15 protein-coding genes are annotated in these 17,870 nt (G+C 70.7%); 10 read left to right on the forward strand and 5 right to left on the reverse strand.

All coding sequences use genetic code 11. The features are described 5' to 3' along the window. The gene (locus KV100_RS15305; RefSeq protein ID WP_308291457.1) at window positions 1-1,878 is read right to left on the reverse strand and encodes an FAD-binding protein; all 1,878 of its coding nucleotides are present in this window, start codon (window positions 1,876-1,878) and stop codon (window positions 1-3) included. A gap of 159 nt (window positions 1,879-2,037) precedes the next feature. Between KV100_RS15305 and KV100_RS15310 the strand changes: the two genes are divergently transcribed. Further along, window positions 2,038-2,724 carry an FMN-dependent NADH-azoreductase gene (locus tag KV100_RS15310; protein WP_220343981.1) on the forward strand — a complete coding sequence of 229 codons (687 nt, stop codon included), beginning with the start codon at window positions 2,038-2,040 and terminating at the stop codon, window positions 2,722-2,724. Between the two features lie 41 nt (window positions 2,725-2,765). Here the strand turns inward: KV100_RS15310 and KV100_RS15315 are convergent, their stop codons facing one another. Next, window positions 2,766-3,254 carry a MarR family winged helix-turn-helix transcriptional regulator gene (locus tag KV100_RS15315; protein ID WP_220343982.1) on the reverse strand — a complete coding sequence of 163 codons (489 nt, stop codon included), beginning with the start codon at window positions 3,252-3,254 and terminating at the stop codon, window positions 2,766-2,768. 69 nt (window positions 3,255-3,323) lie between these two features. On the opposite strand from KV100_RS15315, the gene KV100_RS15320 reads away from it, so the two are divergent. Continuing rightward, window positions 3,324-4,817, forward strand: coding sequence for an SDR family NAD(P)-dependent oxidoreductase (locus tag KV100_RS15320; protein ID WP_220343983.1), 1,494 nt, complete (start codon window positions 3,324-3,326; stop codon window positions 4,815-4,817). 16 nt (window positions 4,818-4,833) lie between these two features. Here KV100_RS15320 and KV100_RS15325 read toward each other — a convergent pair whose 3' ends face one another. Next, a complete protein-coding gene (locus KV100_RS15325) occupies window positions 4,834-5,844 on the reverse strand; it encodes a 1-aminocyclopropane-1-carboxylate deaminase (RefSeq protein WP_220343984.1) in 1,011 nt (336 codons plus the stop codon). 67 nt (window positions 5,845-5,911) lie between these two features. Here KV100_RS15325 and KV100_RS15330 point away from each other — a divergent pair, with 67 nt between their 5' ends. From KV100_RS15330 to KV100_RS15345, 4 genes are all read left to right on the forward strand, one after another. Then, on the forward strand, window positions 5,912-6,586 hold the full coding sequence (locus KV100_RS15330) for a GntR family transcriptional regulator (protein ID WP_220343985.1): 675 nt from the start codon (window positions 5,912-5,914) through the stop codon (window positions 6,584-6,586). A 67-nt stretch (window positions 6,587-6,653) separates the two neighbouring features. Then, a complete protein-coding gene (locus tag KV100_RS15335) occupies window positions 6,654-9,443 on the forward strand; it encodes a LuxR family transcriptional regulator (protein WP_220343986.1) in 2,790 nt (929 codons plus the stop codon). Window positions 9,444-9,573: 130 nt separating this feature from the next. Next, window positions 9,574-10,320 (forward strand): alpha/beta fold hydrolase, encoded by a 747-nt coding sequence (locus KV100_RS15340; RefSeq protein WP_220343987.1) that lies wholly within the window; start codon window positions 9,574-9,576, stop codon window positions 10,318-10,320. A gap of 184 nt (window positions 10,321-10,504) precedes the next feature. Then, the gene (locus tag KV100_RS15345) at window positions 10,505-11,599 is read left to right on the forward strand and encodes a permease (RefSeq protein WP_220343988.1); all 1,095 of its coding nucleotides are present in this window, start codon (window positions 10,505-10,507) and stop codon (window positions 11,597-11,599) included. Between the two features lie 34 nt (window positions 11,600-11,633). Here KV100_RS15345 and KV100_RS15350 read toward each other — a convergent pair whose 3' ends face one another. Further along, the gene (locus tag KV100_RS15350; protein ID WP_220343989.1) at window positions 11,634-13,199 is read right to left on the reverse strand and encodes a DNA polymerase ligase N-terminal domain-containing protein; all 1,566 of its coding nucleotides are present in this window, start codon (window positions 13,197-13,199) and stop codon (window positions 11,634-11,636) included. A gap of 80 nt (window positions 13,200-13,279) precedes the next feature. On the opposite strand from KV100_RS15350, the gene KV100_RS15355 reads away from it, so the two are divergent. The 4 genes from KV100_RS15355 to KV100_RS15370 all read left to right on the forward strand — a co-directional run bounded on the left by KV100_RS15355 (window position 13,280) and on the right by KV100_RS15370 (window position 17,179). Continuing rightward, window positions 13,280-14,242 carry a TIGR03885 family FMN-dependent LLM class oxidoreductase gene (locus tag KV100_RS15355; RefSeq protein WP_220343990.1) on the forward strand — a complete coding sequence of 321 codons (963 nt, stop codon included), beginning with the start codon at window positions 13,280-13,282 and terminating at the stop codon, window positions 14,240-14,242. A 3-nt stretch (window positions 14,243-14,245) separates the two neighbouring features. Further along, window positions 14,246-15,919, forward strand: coding sequence for an alpha-amylase family protein (locus KV100_RS15360; protein ID WP_308291458.1), 1,674 nt, complete (start codon window positions 14,246-14,248; stop codon window positions 15,917-15,919). A gap of 14 nt (window positions 15,920-15,933) precedes the next feature. Then, the gene (locus KV100_RS15365; protein ID WP_220343991.1) at window positions 15,934-16,530 is read left to right on the forward strand and encodes a TIGR00730 family Rossman fold protein; all 597 of its coding nucleotides are present in this window, start codon (window positions 15,934-15,936) and stop codon (window positions 16,528-16,530) included. Between the two features lie 109 nt (window positions 16,531-16,639). Further along, window positions 16,640-17,179: a dihydrofolate reductase family protein gene (locus KV100_RS15370; RefSeq protein WP_220343992.1), complete on the forward strand. Its 540-nt coding sequence runs from the start codon at window positions 16,640-16,642 to the stop codon at window positions 17,177-17,179. 38 nt (window positions 17,180-17,217) lie between these two features. On the opposite strand, the gene KV100_RS15375 is transcribed toward KV100_RS15370, so the two are convergent. Then, window positions 17,218-17,838, reverse strand: a complete 621-nt coding sequence (locus KV100_RS15375) for a TetR/AcrR family transcriptional regulator (protein ID WP_220343993.1) — start codon at window positions 17,836-17,838, stop codon at window positions 17,218-17,220. Between the last annotated feature and the right edge of the window lie 32 nt (window positions 17,839-17,870).

Genomic DNA, 17,870 nt, shown 5'->3' on the forward strand with positions numbered 1-17,870 from the left:
TCAGCCCGCGCGTGACACCGTCACGTCGACGGTGGGGGCGATGTTGAAGTTGTCCCGGAAGAGATTCTCGGGGTCGTAGAGAGCCTTGGTCCTGCGGAGCCGGGCGAGGGTGGGCGGTGGGAACGCATCGTCGAGACGCTCGGGTCGCAGGTCGGTGTCGAAGCTGAGATACAGGCCGTCGAAGTGCGCGGCCAACGCATCGAAGGCAGGGTCCAGAGCGCCGTGGCCGCGACCCATCGCCGTCACCTGGAACGCCGAGCGACGATGGGCGAAGGCTGTGCGGTCCGGTGGCACGTCGGCGATGGCGCCCCCCATCGCGCGCAGCTGGAAGTACGCGACGGTGCCGCTGTGAAGCAGCCGCGCAGCGTCGTGGGCGAAGGCGGGTGTCAGCTCGGGCAGGAGCGCGGACCTCGAGACGGGCTCGCCGTATCCCTGATGGCCTTCGGGTCCGACGTCGCCCGCCTCCGCCATGACGCCGGCGTACCGGGTCAGGACGACCTCCTGCCGGACCAGGTCTCCGAGAGCCACGAACGGTGTCAGGCGCTCGACGATCACGTCGGCGTCTCCGAAGTCGACCAACGCGTACAGCTGGACGACCGACTTCCCGTCGCGCGGGCGTCCGGTGACAAGGAACACCGTGGTGTCGCGGGGAGCCGACGAAGCGAGCCGGCCGTACGTCAGGAGCGCCTGCTCGATGTCGTCGGTGACCAGCACGAGCTTGGCCCACCCCACGTCGTCGACCTCGTCGACCTCGAACTCGAACGACGTGGCGATACCGACGTTGGCGCCTGCGCCTCGCACCGCCCAGAAGAGGTCGGGGTGCTCCTGGTCGGAGACGCGCAGCTGACCTCCGTCGGCAAGCACGAGATCGGCCGAGCGGAGGTGGTCGATGGTCAGACCGTGGCGGCGCGACAACAGGCCGATGCCACCCGCGGTGGCGAGTCCGCCGACGCCGACGCCTCCATAGTCACCCGAGCCCAGCGCCCAACCATGGGAGTTCAAAGCTGCGGCGACCTCCTTCCAGGTGGCGCCCGGGCCGACGCGCACTCGCCGACGGCGGGGGTCTACGACCTCGATGCCGTCCAGTGCACCGACGTCGATCACCAGTCCGCCGTCGTTGGTCGAGCGGCCACTGATGCCGTGCCCTCCGCTGCGTACGCCCAGCGGCAGGTGGCGGTGCCGGTGCGCGAAGACGACCGCATCGGCGACCTCGTCGGGCGTCTGCGGCCGGAGCACGAGACCGGGCGCTCCCGACCGCAGGTAGGTGGAGCGGACGGCGGAGAAATTGTCGTCACCCGGTTCGATCGCCGTCCGACGCAGCGATTCGGGCAGCCCGTCGTAGTCGATCCCCGGACGCCGCCTGGACCGTGCCGCCACGGATCGCCCGGACGGGTTGCCGCCGTGGCTCGCCGCAAAGGGGATGAGCCGCTCGACGTCGTGCGCGGTGCGGACTGGGACCACGACGGGCAGGTCGTGGTCGGCCAGCGCGAGGAGCTCCGCAGGCCCGGCCCCTGCCGGGGCGGTGACCCAGCCGGCCTCGGCGACGAGGCGTACGCCTGCCAGGGACTCGAGGGTCTGTCGAGCCTTCGCGACGACCTCGGGGTAGGGCGCCGCGCGCGCGACGTGGTCCGAGAGGTCGGGTGTCGCCCCGTCCCCAGAGACGCCGATGGCGATGTGAGCGGTGTGAGCCGCGACCCACACGGCGGTCGTCCAGGAGTCGAGAGCAGTGTCCGCCCGGCTGTCATGGGTGCCCTCGGTGTCGCCCGGACCGACGACGACCAGATCGAGCCGACCTGCCTCCGCTCGCTGAGCGAGCGCTGTCGCCGACTCGGGGGCGCTGCTCGCCCACTCCGTGTCGAGCAGAATGCCTAGCTGCACGTCCCTCACTCGTCTCTGTCGTAGACCATCTCTGTCGCAGACGATGACAACACCATCGCTGCGTGTCATGTTCCCTTCGCTCGCCTATCCCGTCTTGACTCTAGATCATCCTGTGTCACGATGATCTAGAAAGCAGACGAATTCGAGAGGGGCTCGCCCATGGGCACGCTGTTCAGGCTTGATTCAAGTATTCGGATCGAGGGGTCGGTGACCCGGGCGGTCGCCGACACTTTGCAGGCCGCCGTCGTCGAGGAGATCCCTGCGGTCGAGGTCGTACGCCGCGACATCGGGACCGCGCCCATCGACGCGTCACACTGGGGGGCCGCCGCCTATGCCGGTGGGACGGTCGAGGACGAGCGGACAACGGCGCAGAGCGAGGCGCTCGCCGTCGCCGCTGAGCTGGCGGACGAGCTCGTGGCGGCGGACGTGCTCATCTTCGCCGTCCCCATGTACAACTTCGGCGTGTCCCAGCACTTCAAGACGTGGTTCGACCTGGTGTCGACCGACCCGAGGTTCGCCCCGGGCGCAGGCACCCTCGAGCAACGGCCTGCCTTCCTCGTGACCGCGCGTGGCGGCGGCTACGGTCCCGGCACGCCCCGCGCCGGTTGGGACCACGCGACCGGCTGGATGCGGCGGATGCTCGAAGACCTGTGGGGGCTGGATCTCGACGTGATCGAGACCGAGCTCACGCTGGCGGAGGTCACGCCGGCCATGGCAGAGCTCCGAGAGTTGGCGCAGCACCAGCTGGCCGAGTCGCACGAGGCGGCGCGCCGAGGGGCGCGTTCGGTGACCCTCCACCTGCGCGGCAGCAGCGAACCGTACGGCCAGGGCTCGCTGGCGTCGTAGACGCCACGACGACGGGCGTCCCGCCGCGATGGAGCGCCGGGCTACGCCTCGGCCGCCTCGAGACAGGGATCGAAGTCCGGGTCGCCCGTCGTCGACGCCGCCTTGCAGAGGAGCCGGCGAAAGCTCGCGCGTTCGTCGTCGTCGAGGGCGCTGAGCAGCTGGCGCTCCGCCCCCGAGACCTCGCGGTAGAGGTCTTCGACGGCCCGGCGCCCGCGATCGGTCGCCACGATCTGGCGCTGGCGACGGTCGTTGGGGTTGGGTCGCCGCTCCACCAGACCCGCCTCGACGAGGTCGTCGATCAGGTAGGTCATCACCGTGCGGTCGATGCCGAGATGGTTGGCCAGGGCCAGCTGGCTGGGCTTGTCGCCCTCGAGCACCTCGAGCATGGTCTGGTAGCCGCGAGGCCCGTGGGGGAAGCTGCCCAGCGCCGGCGCGACGGCGTCCCGGTAGGTGCGAAGAAGCACGCCCAGGGCCCAGCCGATGTCGTTCTCGGTGCCCGGCTCGCTCGCACCCGCGTGGGTCTCACTCACCTCCTCATCGTACGACGCCGCGGGGATCGACCTCGATGACCGCCAGGGGCGGTGACGTAGGATCCCCGGGTGCACGATCAGCCCCGCATCGACCCCGACGACCTCGCGACCACCCTCAAGGTCCTCCGACAGCTCCCCGACCTCCACCCCGACCACCCCGACATCCGGACGGTCAAGCGCGAGGCGTCGTTCATGTACAAGCTGATCAAGAAGGCTCGTCGCGACGAGATCCGCCAGGAGCGGCAGCGACACGACCAGGAGATCATCGAGAAGACGGCCACCGGCTCCCCGATGAGGATCGACGACGAGACCGCCGGTATCCCGCTGGTCTCGCACGCGCCGGGTGCTTTCGCCGGCGAGCTGATCACCGCGCGCGGCTGCTACATCTGCAAAGAGGACTTCACTCTCGTCGACGCGTTCTACCACTGGCTCTGCCCTCGGTGCGCCGCGATGTCGCACGCCAAGCGTGACCAGCGGACCGACCTCACCGGCAAGCGCGCCCTGCTCACCGGCGGCCGCGCGAAGATCGGCATGTACATCGCGCTGCGCCTGCTTCGCGACGGAGCGCACACCACCATCACCACCCGGTTCCCCAAGGACGCGGTGCGCCGTTTCGCCGCGATGGAGGACTCGCCCGAGTGGCTGCACCGTCTCAAGGTCGTCGGTATCGACCTGCGCGACCCCGCCCAGGTGATCAGCCTGGCCGACGACGTCGCCGCGGCGGGACCGCTGGACATCCTGATCAACAACGCCTGCCAGACGGTGCGGCGGACGCCGGGTGCGTACTCGCGTCTGGTCGAGATGGAGGGTGCACCCCTTCCGGATCACACCGCGCTGCCCGAGATGGTCTCCTTCGACGGCGTCTCCGAGGCCCACCCCGCTGCGATCGCCGGAGCGCTGTCCACCGCGGCCGTGGCCCATCACGAGGGGGAGTCGCTCGAGGTCGCCGAGGCCGCGCACACGGCGGCCTCGATCACCGCGCTGGCGCTCTCGGCCGGTTCGGCGTCCCTGGCTGCGCACCTCGACGGGACCGCCGTGGACGCCGGCGGGCTGCTCCCCGACCTGCAGACGACCAACTCCTGGACCCAGGTCGTCGACCAGGTCGACCCGCTGGAGCTGCTGGAGGTCCAGCTCTGCAACTCGATCGCACCGTTCCTGCTGGTCTCCCGGCTCCGTCCGGCGATGCGCGCGGCGGTCCAGGCGGGCGCCCGACGGGCGTACGTCGTCAACGTCTCGGCGATGGAGGGGCAGTTCTCCCGTCGCTACAAGGGCCCTGGCCACCCCCACACCAACATGGCCAAGGCGGCGCTCAACATGATGACCCGTACCAGTGCGGGTGAGATGTTCGAGGCCGACAAGATCCTGATGACCGCCGTCGACACCGGCTGGATCACCGACGAGCGTCCTCACCAGGAGAAGCTCCGGATCGCTGCGGAGGGGTGGCACGCGCCCCTCGACCTGGTCGACGGTGCGGCCCGGGTCTACGACCCGGTCGTGCGCGGCGAGCGTGGGGAAGACCTCTACGGCTGCTTCGTGAAGGACTACGAGCCGTCGCCCTGGTGACCGTCTCGTCAGTCGCTCAGGCGGTGAAGAGAGCGCTGTAGGCGTTGAGCGCCGGCTGACCGCCCAGGTGGGCGTAGAGGACGTTCGATCCGCGCGGAATCTCGCCGCTCGTCACCAGGTCGACGAGACCCGCCATCGACTTCCCCTCGTAGACGGGGTCGATGATCATCCCCTCCAGGCGGCCGGACAGCCCGATGGCATCGAGCGTGGAGTGCACGGGGATGCCGTAGCGGTCGCCCGCCCACCCCTCGAGCACGGTGATCTCGTCGTCGGTGAGCTCGCGCCCGAGGCCGATCAGCTCTGCGGTGCCCCGCGCGATGCGAGCGACCTGGGCGCGAGTCGCGTCGACCTCGGCGGAGGCGTCGATGCCGATCACGCGCCGCGGTCGGTCCTGCAGCGCGAATCCGGCGATCATGCCGGCCTGGGTGGACCCGGTCACCGCGCAGACGACGACCGTGTCGAAGAAGACGCCGAGCTCGCGCTCCTGCTGCTGGACCTCGAACGCCCAGTTCGCGAAGCCGAGACCGCCGAGCCGGTGGTCCGACGCGCCCGCCGGGATGCCGTAGGGCGTGCCGCCGCGCGCGCGGACGTCCTCGAGCGCCTGCTCCCAGCTGCCCTTGACTCCGATGCCGAAGCCGGACGGGTCGAGGCGCACCTCGGCGCCCATGATGCGCGACAGCATGATGTTGCCGACCCGGTCGTTGAGCGGATCGGGCCAGTCGACCCAGCGCTCCTGGACGAGGACGGCCTTCAGGCCGAGCCGGGCGGCGAGGGCCGCGACCTGGCGCGTGTGGTTGGACTGGTAGCCGCCGATGGAGACGAGGGTGTCCGCTCCCTGCTCGAGGATGTCGGGCACGAGGTACTCGAGCTTGCGGGTCTTGTTGCCGCCGTACGCCAGGCCGGAGTTGCAGTCCTCGCGCTTGGCCCAGATGCGGGCGCCGCCGAGGTGCCCGGTGAGCCGGTCCAAGGGATGGATCGGGCTCGGGCCGAAGAGCAACGGATAGCGGCGGAAGTCCCGCAGCGACATGGTTTCTCCTCGGGTCAGCGGACAATCGCCTTGCCGTACACGCGATGCGCGATGTGTAATATATCGCATGCCGCTCCCGGACAACTCGGTCACCATCGACCGGAGCCTGCTGCGCGACGACGTCTACCGACGCCTGCGCGACGGGATCGTGGACGGCGCTCTGGCGCCCGGAGAGCAGCTGCGCGACAGCGAGCTGGCCGCTCGCCTCGGCGTGAGCCGTACGCCGGTGCGTGAGGCGCTGCTGCGCCTGGCCGACGCGGGTCTGGTGGTCGCGCGGCCCGGTCGGTCGACCACCGTGAGCTCACTCCAGGTCCAGGACGTCCACGACGCTCGGGTCGTCGTGGCGGCAATGCACGCGGCGGCGGTCAGGGAGGCGATCGACCGGTTCACTCCGTTCGACATCGACGAGATGCGCGACGCCAACCACCGCTTCGCCGAGGCGATCGCGGCGGGTGACGTGGTGGCCGCCCTCCAGGCCGACGGGGAGCTCCACAGCGTTCCGGTCAGACTCGCCGCCAACCGAGCATTGACCTCGGTGCTCGACCAGTACGTCCCCGTCCTGCGGCGGGCCGAGAGGGTTCGGTTCTCGTCGTCGGCCGCACGCGAGTCGATCGCGCGTCACGAGCGTCTCATCGACCGGTGCGAGGCGGGCGACGGCGACGGGGCCGGCGCCATCGAGTACAGCACGTTCGCCAGCCTGTCCGCGGAGCTCGAGGTGGAGGTCGCGGCGGACAAGGAATGACCCCAGCCACGTCGTCTCTCGGCGGACGGTCCGGCTGGACAGTTGTGGCCGACCGGAGGGGGCCGGGATGATGCAACGGGAGGGTGCGCCACCGACGCTGTACGGGCGTCGCAGCGAGCGACAGAGGCTCGACGAGCTGGTGCGGGCCGCCGAGGCGGGCCGGAGCGGGGTGCTGGTCGTCGACGGTGAGCAGGGTGTCGGGAAGTCTGCACTGCTCGCTCACCTCGCCCACGCTGCCAGGAACGGCCGGGTGGTCCGGGTCAGCGGGGCGGAGTCCGAGGCCGACCTGGCGTTCGCCGGGTTGCACCAGCTGTGCAGCCCGCTGCTCGACCTCGTCGGCAGGTTGCCGGCGCCGCAGGCCGATGCTCTCGGCGTCGCCCTCGGACTTCGCACGGGGTCGTCGGCGGACGGATTTCTCGTCGGCCTGGCGACCTTGTCGTTGCTGTCAGAGGCTTCACGGGACCGACCGCTCGTCTGCGTAGTCGACGACGCCCACTGGTTGGACGATGCCTCGGCGCAGACCCTGGCGTTCGTGGCTCGGCGGCTTGAGTCGGACGCGGTCGTCCTCGTGGTGGCGACGAGGGCCGCAGATGACGATCGGCGTTGGGGGAGGTTGCCTCGACTGACGGTCCCTCCACTGGCCACGGTCGATGCCGAGGCTCTTCTGCGGTCGACGATCGCCGCACCGCTCGACCGGCGGGTGCGCAACCGCCTCGTCGCCGAGACCCACGGCATCCCCGCCGCGCTGTGGGACGTGACGCGGCGGTTCTCGACCACCGAGCTGGCGTTCGGTCCGCAGGCGAGCGTGACAGCGGTGACCGACGGTTGCCCCGAAGCAACGCTCGCGCGCGGGCTCGAAGGGCTGGACGAGCCGTCGCGTCTGCTGCTGCTCGCCGCCGCTGCGGAGCCGACCGGAGACGCGGCTCTGCTGTGGCGCGCCGCCGAGAATCTCGGGCTCGGCAGCGAGGCCGTCGCCCCAGCACAAGCCGTCGGGCTGCTCGAGATCCAGGAGACGGTCCGGTTCAGGCATCCGACGGCGCGGTCGGTGGTCTACGGAGCCGCCGCTGCCGCCGACCGTCGGGTGGTCCACCAGGCGCTCGCGGACGCCACCGACCCCGTGCAGGACCCTGACCGGCGCGCGTGGCACCTCGCCCACGCCGTCGCGCGCCCGGACGAGCGCGTGGCCCGCGACCTCGAGCGCTCCGTCGGGCGCGCGGCAGCGCAGGGCGGCCCGGCCGCGGCTGCGGCCTTCCTGCAGCAGGCAGCCACGCTGACGCCCGACGTACGGCCGCGTGTCGACCGGCAGATCGCTGCGATCGACGCCCTGCTGAACGCCGGCGCCGTGGACGCGGCGCGGGAGCTGTGCGGCGTGGCGGAGGGTGAGGTGCTGGGCGATCTTCATCGGGCCCGGCTCGACCAGCTGCGTGCGCGGATCGAGAGTGCATCCTGCCGCGGTGCGGATGTGCTCCCGCCGCTGCTCTCCGCCGCTCGGCGGCTCGAGGCTTTCGATCCACAGCTGGCGTTCGACAGCTATGCGGACGCGCTCACCGCTGCGTTGTTCTCGGCCCGGTCAACCGCCGGCATCGGCGTGCGAGCCGTGGCCGACGCCGTGCGTGACGCGCGCGTCCCGGTCGATCGCAGGCCGGGTGACCTGGCGGTCCAGGCGATGGCCGTGCTGTACGCCGATGGATACGCCGAGGCCGTTCCGCTGCTCAGGCGTGCGGTCGAGGCGTTCGACACCGACGAGCTGTCTCCCGGGGAGGGCGCACGGTTCTCCTGGCTGGTCGAGCTGGTGGCTGCCGGCTTGTGGGACGAGCACGCGTGGGACAGGTTGACCGGTCGGGACGTGAGGCGGGCCCGCGAAGCAGGAGCCGGCGATGCCCTCACGGTCGCCCTGAACACCCGCGTCTACGTCACCCTCTTCGGGGGTGACCTGGGGGCCGCAAGGACGCTGCTCGAGGAGATCCACGCCGTTGACGCCGCGGCGGGTACGGCGCTGACGCCGTACGGAGCCATCGGGCTCGCCGCCTTCCGCGGCGACCAGGCAGAGGCCGAGCCGCTCCTCGCTGCGGTGCGCGAAGAGGCTGTCGCGCGCGACGACGGTCTCGGGACCTGGGTCGTGCAGTGGGCGCAAGCGCTCCTCTACAACGGACTCGGCCGCTACCGGGAGGCATTGGTTGCCGCTCGTGAGGCCGTCGACCGGCCCGACTGGATGGCGGTCGCGACCTGGGCACTCGTCGAGCTGGTCGAGGCCGCTTCACGGGCCGGCGAACCGACCACGGCGGCGGACGCGTTCGCGCAGCTGGCACCGCTCGCGCGGGCCAGCGGGAGCGACTGGGCGCTCGGGGTGGCCGCGCGCTGCGAGGCGCAGCTGCACGACGGTGACCGCGCGGACAGTCTCTATCGCGAGTCGATCGACAGGCTCGGGCGCACGGCCGTTCCTCCCGAGCTCGCCAGGGCGCACCTGCTGTACGGCGAGTGGTTGCGGCGGGCCGGCCGGCGTGTCGAGGCGCGCGAGCAGCTGCGGACCGCTCACCAGATGCTGGTCGCCCTGGGACTGGCCGCCTTCGCCGAACGCGCACGCCGAGAGCTGGCCGCCACTGGTGAGACGGTGCGCAAGCGTGCCCACGGCACACGGGACGAGCTCACCCCGCAGGAGATGCACGTCGCCCGTCTCGCTGCGGAGGGACTGACCAACCCCGACATCGGCACCGAGCTCTTCCTCAGCCCTCGCACGGTGGAGTGGCACATGGGGAAGGTCTTCGGCAAGCTCGGCATCTCCTCGCGCCGTCAGCTGCGCGACGTCATCGGGGCCGCCCAGACGTCGCGCCCACGGCGGGACGCGCTGACGGCATGAGGTGACGCCGGGGACCCGTGTCAGGCACCCCGGGGGCCAGACCGGGGATCACACGGGGGCGAACGAGGTGAATGTCGCGTCAGGCTCGAGGTCCACCCACGGCCGACAGGCCTTCGAGAAGGAGCTCGTCATGACCGCTGCATCGTCGTCCCCGTCCACACCACGCCCAACCATCGTGCTCGTCCACGGTGCCTTCGCCGACTCCTCCAGCTGGAACGGCGTCGTGCCCGAGCTTCAGCGACGGGGCTACCACGTCGTCGCGATCGCCAACCCGCTCCGAGGGCTCAGCTCCGACGCCGAGTACCTCCGCAGCTTCCTCGACACCCGGGACGGGCCCGTGGTCCTGGCCGGGCACTCGTACGGCGGGGTAGTGATGAGCGAGGCCGCGGAGGGGTCCTCGGTGGTCGCCGCGCTCGTCTACCTCGCCAGCTTCACCCTCGAGGTCGGTGAGAGCGCCGACGACCTCACGACCAAGTTCCCCGGTGCCGAGCTCGGGTCGGCCGCCGAGCCGGTGCCCTTCCCGACGGCAGACGGCGACACCGGCTCTGACGTCTACATCCAGCAGGACCGGTTCAACGAGGTGTTCGCCGCCGACGTGGCGCCCGACATCGCGCGGGTGATGGCCGTCACGCAACGCCCGATCGCGGGCAGTGCCCTCACGGACACGGCCACGAGGGCTGCCTGGCGCAGCATCCCGTCCTGGACGATGGTCGCCAACCAGGACCTAGCCATCCCTGCGGAGTCCCAGCGCTTCATGGCCGAGCGTGCGCAGTCGCACACGGTCGAGATCGACGCCTCCCACGCCGTGACGGTCTCTCAGCCGAAGGCGGTCGCGGACCTGATCGACGCAGCGGCGCGAGGTGTCACCGACCTCTGAGCCGTTCGCGACACCCGGGCCCGAGATCGTGCGCTCTCGGGCCTGAGTGCTGCTCCACGTGGCGGAAGGGGGAGCGCGGTCGTACGGTCGGCAGAACACCGGACGACAGCGAGGGGCATGGCGTGACTCAGACGATCCATCGACTGCTGTGTTTCGCCCGGCCACGGCCGGGCACTCCGGGCTCATGAGCGCCGAGAACTCGCTGTCGCGAGCGGAGACCGACGACCTGCGGCGGCGGCTCGTGGTCGGCCTCGTCGGTGCTGCCCTGCTGGTCGCCCTGCTGGTGGTCGGGCTGTCGTGGGCGAAGTGGCTGCCCTACCTCGACAAGACGACCTCGCTGTCCGACACGGGAGCATGGGACGGAGCGGCGATCTTCGACACCGCGACCACCGCGTCCTCCCCGTGGGCGGCCGGCTGGGACTTCACCGTCGCCTACTTCACGGCAGTCTGGCGGGCGCTCGTGGTGGCGGTGCTGGTCGCGGCCGCCGTGGACGCCCTCATTCCCCGCAGGTGGCTGCTGGCGGCGCTCGGACGCCGTACGGCCGTCAGCCAGTCTCTGGTCGGTGGCATCGTGTCGATGCCCAGCATGATGTGCACGTGCTGCAGCGCGCCGGTGGCCAGAAGCCTTCGACAGCGTGGGACGCCGGTGGCGGGCTGCATCGCCTACTGGGTCGGCAACCCGGTCCTCAACCCCGCGGTCCTCGTCTTCCTCCTGCTTGTCCTCCCCTGGCAGTACGCCGTGGTGCGGCTCCTCGTCGGTGTCGTGGTCGTGGTCGGGGCCGGGGTTGCGGTGTCGCGGTTCCTCGAGCGGCGGCAGGTCGCGGCGGCGGTCGCCGACGTCGACGCTGCCCCGGACGACGACGCCGGCTCGCTGCGTGAGATGCCCGGCCGCTACCTGCGCTCGCTCACCCGCTTCACCGTCGTGCTCGTCCCCGAGTACGTCGTCGCCGTGTTCGCGGTCGGGATGGTCAGCGGACCGCTGTCGAACTTCGACGGGATCACTCAGCAGCTCGGCGTGGTCGCGGTGCTCCTGGTCGCGGTCGTCGCGACCGCGTTGGTGGTGCCGACCGGCGGAGAGATTCCGGTCATCGCGGCGGTGACCGCCGCGGGGGCGACCGCCGGCGTCGGCGGAGTCCTGCTGATCGCTCTGCCGGCTCTCTCGCTGCCCTCGATGCTCATGGTCGGGCGGTCGTTCGGGTGGCGGGCGACGGGACTGACCGCAGGCGTCGTCGTGGTGGGCAGTCTCGCCGCGGGCGGCATGCTCGCGGTCCTGTCCTGACGCTCTGAGGCTTCGCGCAGATCGGGGACGGTGATCAGGAGATCTCCGGGAGCTCCTGCGCCGCCCCGAGGAGCACGCGGAACGGATCGCCCTTCGTCTCCAGGCGGTCGAGCACGGAGCGGACCGTCCAGCGGTCAGGACGGAGGTCGGGATCGTCGAGCTCGTCCCAGGTGAGGGGGACCGACACAGGGGCACCTGGTGCCGGACGCGGCGAGTACGGCCCCACCAGCGTCTTGTTGATCGCGTTCTGCGTGTAGTCGAGCCGGGCGAGCCCTTTGCGCTCCTTCACCTCCCACTTCCAGCTGACCAGCTCGGGGACGACCTGCCCGATGGTCTTCGACAGCTTCTCGACCCACACACGGGTGTCGTCGAAGCTGTAGCCGGGGACGACCGGGATCCAGATCTGGATGCCACGGCGGCCGGTCACCTTGGGCCGCGCGGTCACCCCGAGGTGGTCCAGCGCCGTACGGTGCAGACGGGCGAGGACGAGCAGGTCGTCCCAGGTCGTACGCTCGCCGGGGTCGAGGTCGATCAGCGCGTACGTCGGCTCGCGCGGTGCCTCGATGCGTGAGGTCCACGGGTGCCACTCGAGCGCCCCGAAGTTCGCCGCCCACACGAGTGCGGCGGGTTCGTCGGCCACGACGTAGGTGGTGGTCTCGCCGTCGTCGGCCTCGGGGTTGTCCCACTCGCCGAGCCAGTCCGGGGCGTGGGCCGGGCGCTGCTTGTGCCAGAAACCCTTCGAGTCGGCACCGTCCGGATATCGGTGGAGGTTGAGCGCCCGTCCTTCGAGGTAGGGGACCGCGACCGGTGCGACGCGGGCGGCGTAGGCGAGCAGCTCGCGCTTGGTCACCGGCGGGTCACCGGGGAACAGGACCTTGTCGAGGTTGGTCACCTTCAGCGATCGCCCGAAGACCTCCCAGGTCCCCTGCTTGCCCAGCCCTCTCAGCGCGTCGATCGCCTCGTCGGGCAGCGGGTCGGGGAGGAGAGAGACGCTGGCCTCGGCGGCCGGCGCCTCGGAGCGCCACAGCCGGTGGGGGTCGGCCGCAACCTCGTCGTTGGTGCGTCCGCTCAGCACGGAACGGGGATGGTCCTCCGCGTCCCAGCCGTCCACGGCGTGCGGGTCGTGCTTGTGCAGGAGCATCCAGGCGTCGGACCCGTCGTCGCTCTCGCGGCGCACGAGCACGAGCCGTCCACGCAGCTTCTCGCCGTGGACCTCGGCGTGCAGCTCACCGGCCTTGACGGCGGCACGCGGGTCGTCGGTCTTGACCGGCTCCCAGGTGCCGGTGTCCCACACGATGACGTCCCCGCCGCCGTACTCGCCGGACGGGATGACTCCCTCGAAGAGCAGGTACTCGATCGGGTGGTCCTCCACGTGCATCGCGAGCCGCCGCGCCGACGGGTCGAGCGTGGGCCCCTTGGGCACGGCCCAGCTCACGAGGACCCCGTCGACCTCGAACCGAAGGTCGTAGTGCAAGCGGCTCGCGCGGTGGCGCTGCACGACGAACCTCGCGACACCCGCGTCCGGCGTCTCACCACCGGCAGGTTCCGGCGTACGAGTGAAGTCGCGCTTGCGGCGGTAGACCTCGAGGGGATCACTCATGCCTGCTCCGTGCCCGGAGGAGCCGCTTGCATGCCTCTGGCAGTCTGCGCGCCGCAGCGTGATCCGGTTGTCTGGGGCCCATGACGCGCTATGGGTTCCATGCCAGTCACGAGCAGATCTCCCCGCGGCAGCTGCTTGCCGACGTCCAGCACGCTGAGCGGGCGGGGTTCGAGATGGCGATGTGCTCCGACCACTTCTCGCCCTGGAGCCGGCGGCAGGGACACTCGGCGTTCGCCTGGTCGTGGCTCGGTGCTGCGCTCGCCACCACCGACCTCACCTTCGGTGCGGTCAGCGCGCCCGGGCAGCGCTACCACCCCGCAGTGATCGCCCAGGCCATCGGCACCCTCGGCACGATGTTCCCCGGCCGCTTCTGGGTCGCCCTCGGCAGCGGCGAGGCCGGCAACGAGCACATCACCGGCGACCGGTGGCCGGCCAAGGAGGTACGGACGCGGCGGCTGGAGGAGTGCGTGGACGTCATCCGCCGGCTGCTCGAGGGTGAGGAGGTCAGCCACGACGGTCTGGTCACGGTCGACCGGGCCCGCCTCTGGGACGTCCCCGACCCACGGCCGCGTCTCGTCGGCCCGGCCGTCTCGCTCGCGAGCGCGTCTCGTGTCGCCGCCTGGAGCGAGGGGATGGTGACGGTCAACCAGCCGCTCGAGGACCTGCGCAAGCGCGTGGACGCCTACCGGGAGGGCGGAGGCGCCGGGCCGCTCGCCCTGCAGGTGCACCTGGCGTGGGCGCCGACCGAGCAGGAGGCGGAGCAGATCGCCCACGAGCAGTGGCGCAGCAACGTCTTCAGCGAGCCGATCCCGTGGGACCTGGAGACGCCCGAGGCGTTCGACGCCGTCTCCGAGGACGTCACCGTGGAGAAGGTGCGCACGGTGGTCGACATCTCGTCCGATCTCGGCCGCCACTGCGAGCGCCTCGCCGAGTATGCCTCGCTCGGTTTCGACGAGATCTATCTCCATCACGTCGGACAGTCGCAGGAGCGCTTCCTCGACGCGTTCGGTGAGCACGTGATCCCCCAGCTCAAGGAAGGCTGAGTCGTGGCACGAAGTGTGAGCACCGGAGACCTCTGGTGGAAGAACGCCGTCATCTACTGCGCGGACGTCGAGACGTACTCCGACTCCGACGGGGACGGCGTCGGAGACCTCGTCGGACTGACCCAGCGGATCGACTACCTCGCCGAGCTGGGGGTGACGTGCCTGTGGCTGATGCCCTTCTACCCGACACCGGACCGTGACGACGGCTACGACGTGACCGACCTCTTCGGCGTCGACAGCAGGCTCGGCACCCACGGCGACCTCGTGGAGCTCCTCCGTGCTGCCGACGACCGTGGCATCCGGGTGATCGCGGACCTCGTCGTCAACCACACCTCGGCGGAGCACCCGTGGTTCAAGGAGGCACGTCGCAGCAAGGACAACCCGTACCGCGACTACTACGTCTGGCGCTCCGACCCGCCTCCCGACACGTCCGACTCCGTCGTCTTCCCCGACAAGGAGGACGGCATCTGGACGCTGGACGAGCGCACGGGCGAGTGGTACCTCCACCACTTCTACTCCCACCAGCCCGACCTGAACTTCGCCAACCCCATCGTCCGTGACCACATCGCGAAGTCCCTCGGCTTCTGGCTCCAGCTCGGGCTCGCCGGATTCCGGGTCGATGCCGTTCCGTTCCTGATCGCCGACGTCGACACCGCCGGCGACGACGTACCGGGCGATCCCCACGCCTACCTCAAGGCGTTGCGGTCGTTCCTCGGCCGGCGACGCGGGGACGCGATCCTGCTGGGCGAGGTCAACCTGCCCCACAAGGAGCAGCGCGCCTACTTCGGCGGCTCCGACGGCGACGAGCTCACCATGATGTTCGACTTCATCAGCATGCAGGCGCTCTACCTCTCGTTCGCGCGGGAGGACGCCCGTCCGCTGGCCAAGGCGCTCAAGGCGCGACCGTCGATCCACCCCGACTGCCAGTGGGCGACGTTCGTGCGCAACCACGACGAGCTGACCCTCGACAAGCTGTCGGAGGAGGAGCGCCAGGAGGTGTTCGCCGCGTTCGGGCCGGACCCGTCGATGCAGATCTTCGGGCGCGGTCTCAAACGTCGACTCCCCCCGATGATGGACGGCGACCCACGCCGCATCCGGATGGCCTACAGCCTGCTCTTCAGCCTCCCCGGCACGCCGACGCTCTACTACGGCGAGGAGATCGGGATGGGAGAGGACCCCGAGGCCGAGGGCCGGATGGCGGTGCGGACACCGATGCAGTGGGAGCCGACACGGAACGGCGGGTTCTCCACCGCGCCGACGAGTCGACTGGTCCAGCGCATGGTGCCCGACGGCTACGGACCCGAGCACGTCAACGTGGCGGACCAGAAGCGCGACCCGGACTCACTGTGGAACTTCATGCGCTCGTTGATCCAGACCTATCGCGAGTGCCCCGAGCTCGGGTGGGGGGACTTTGCGGTCCTTCAGCAGTCTCACCACGAGGTGATGGCTCACCGCTGCCACTGGGAGGGGTCGTCGGTGATCGCGGTGCACAACCTCTCCGCGGAGCCGGTGACGACACTGATCTCGTTGCACCCCGACGACCTGGAGGGTGAGGAGCCGGTGTGGCTCGAGGACCTGTTCGACCACCGGAGCGTGGAGCTGGAGGGCGGCGAGGCCAAGCTGCCGCTGGAGGGGTACGGCCACCACTGGTTCCGGGTACGCCGGGGTGAGGCCTAGGTAGCATCCGGTGGATGCAGCGCTCCTCGACTCGTAGGCCTCGCGACCTGCGCAGCATCGCCGTCTTCCTCGCCTCGCGTGACGGGGAGGACGCGAGCCTGCGGGAGATGGCGTACGAGGTCGGCGCGCAGATCGCCGAACGTGGTATCGAGCTCGTCTACGGAGGTGGCGGGAGCGGTCTCATGGGCGCACTCTCGCGTGGCGCGCTGGACCACCGCGGTCGGGTGTACGGCGTGATCCCCGGCTTCATGGTGGAGCGCGAGTGGGCACGCTCGGACGAGCCCGGGCTGCAGCTGGAGGTCGTGGGGACGATGCATCAGCGCAAGGCGACGATGGCCGAGCGTGCCGACGCCTTTCTCGTCCTCCCGGGTGGGCTGGGGACGCTGGAGGAGATGTTCGAGGTGTGGACGTGGCAGACGCTCGGCCTGCACGCCAAGCCGCTCGGACTGCTCAACCCGGCGGGGTTCTGGGACCCGCTCGTCATGATGCTCGACCGGATCGCCGAGCACGGCTTCATGAGTCGCGGTCTGGTCGACGCGCTCGTCGTCGACACCGACCTCCCGAGGGTTCTCGACGGTCTCGCCGCGCAGGTCGTGGCCGCTCGGCGCTAGCTCAGGCGAGTTTGCGCGGGATCTCGCCGACGCCCTCGGCGCGGACCGATGACTCCGCGCGCCGTTGACGGTCACCCTGTCGTACCTGCCACGACCGTACGGAGGAACCATGCGCGACGTCGTCGCCTACATGCTGCTGTCCCTGGACGGTGTCGCCGAGACGCCCGACCAGTTCGTCCTCGACTTCGACGAGGTCATGTACGACAACCTGCGCGCCGTGATCGCGTCGCAGGACGCCGTCCTCTTGGGTCGCGCCATGTACGAGGAGTGGTCGACGTACTGGCCGGACAGCGACCACGAGCCGTTCGCCGGCTTCATCAACGCCGTGCCGAAGTACGTCGCCACCGCCCGCCCTTTTGAGCCGGGGTGGAACGCCACCACGGTCGTCGACGGCTCGTTCGAGGACGTCGTACGGGAGCTCAAGGGCCGGCCTGGCGGTGACATCGGCGTGCACGGGAGCCTCACGCTCACCTCCTCACTGCTCGCCGCCGACCTCGTGGACCGGCTCCGCCTGGTGGTCGCGCCGGTCGCGGTCGGTGAGGGGCGTCGTCTGTGGGACGGTGCCCGCGACCCCCAGCGGTGGGAGCTCGAGCGCGTCGTGGGGACGCCGTCCGGCAGCATGCTCGCGGACTACCGGGCCCGGCGCTAGCGTCACCTCCTCGTGGCGCTGACGCGCGCTGCGAGCCGTCAGACGGTCAGCGCCGCAAGCGTGGCCGGGCGGGCATCGGGAGGCAGGGCGCTGAGCGCACCGACGAGCGCACCCGCGCACATGTCGCGGACCTCGCCGAGCGGCACGTCGGGAGCCGTGGTCGCCCACTCGTGTCCGACCGTGCGCAGATGCAGCAGCCACCCCCGTACGGCGAGCGTGAGCAGCGGGTCTGGCTCGTGCCCAGGGACGAGCACCGTCAGGATGCGCTCCTCGTGCAGACGGGTCGAGCGTTCGAGGATGGCCTCGATCTCGGGGTCGCCGCTGGCGGCCCCGCGGTGGATGGTGCTGACGCCGAGCCGGTTCGCGGCACAGTGCCGCAGATAGCTCTCGATGCCGTCGACCAGCTGGCGGCGCGGGTCGACGTCCGGGTCGGGTGTCGTCGCCTCCGCGAGGTGGTCGGCCGCCTCCGAGAGCAACGCGGCGAAGAACGCTCGCTTGGTCGGGAAGTAGTGGTAGAGCAGGCCGCGTGACACCGACGCCATCTCGGCCACGCGCTCGATGTGAACGTCCTCGTACGGCGCGGTGGCGAACAGCTGGGCGCCCAGCTCGAGGAGCTGCGCGCGTCGCTGCTCGGGGGTGAGCCTCGTACGGACCGCCATGCTGCGAACACTACTTGACACGGGTTCAACAA

Origin of the sequence: Mumia sp. zg.B21, assembly GCF_019550855.1 — a bacterium.
Classification (GTDB): Bacteria; Actinomycetota; Actinomycetes; order Propionibacteriales; family Nocardioidaceae; genus Mumia.

Coding starts and splice junctions, on each gene's coding strand:
- KV100_RS15375 (WP_220343993.1), bottom strand. CDS start 17,838: ATGGCGGTCCGTACGAGGCTCACCCCCGAGCAGCGACGCGCGCAGCTC.
- KV100_RS15330 (WP_220343985.1), top strand. CDS start 5,912: ATGCCGCTCCCGGACAACTCGGTCACCATCGACCGGAGCCTGCTGCGC.
- KV100_RS15370 (WP_220343992.1), top strand. CDS start 16,640: ATGCGCGACGTCGTCGCCTACATGCTGCTGTCCCTGGACGGTGTCGCC.
- KV100_RS15325 (WP_220343984.1), bottom strand. CDS start 5,844: ATGTCGCTGCGGGACTTCCGCCGCTATCCGTTGCTCTTCGGCCCGAGC.
- KV100_RS15365 (WP_220343991.1), top strand. CDS start 15,934: ATGCAGCGCTCCTCGACTCGTAGGCCTCGCGACCTGCGCAGCATCGCC.
- KV100_RS15310 (WP_220343981.1), top strand. CDS start 2,038: ATGGGCACGCTGTTCAGGCTTGATTCAAGTATTCGGATCGAGGGGTCG.
- KV100_RS15340 (WP_220343987.1), top strand. CDS start 9,574: ATGACCGCTGCATCGTCGTCCCCGTCCACACCACGCCCAACCATCGTG.
- KV100_RS15345 (WP_220343988.1), top strand. CDS start 10,505: ATGAGCGCCGAGAACTCGCTGTCGCGAGCGGAGACCGACGACCTGCGG.
- KV100_RS15335 (WP_220343986.1), top strand. CDS start 6,654: ATGATGCAACGGGAGGGTGCGCCACCGACGCTGTACGGGCGTCGCAGC.
- KV100_RS15355 (WP_220343990.1), top strand. CDS start 13,280: ATGACGCGCTATGGGTTCCATGCCAGTCACGAGCAGATCTCCCCGCGG.
- KV100_RS15350 (WP_220343989.1), bottom strand. CDS start 13,199: ATGAGTGATCCCCTCGAGGTCTACCGCCGCAAGCGCGACTTCACTCGT.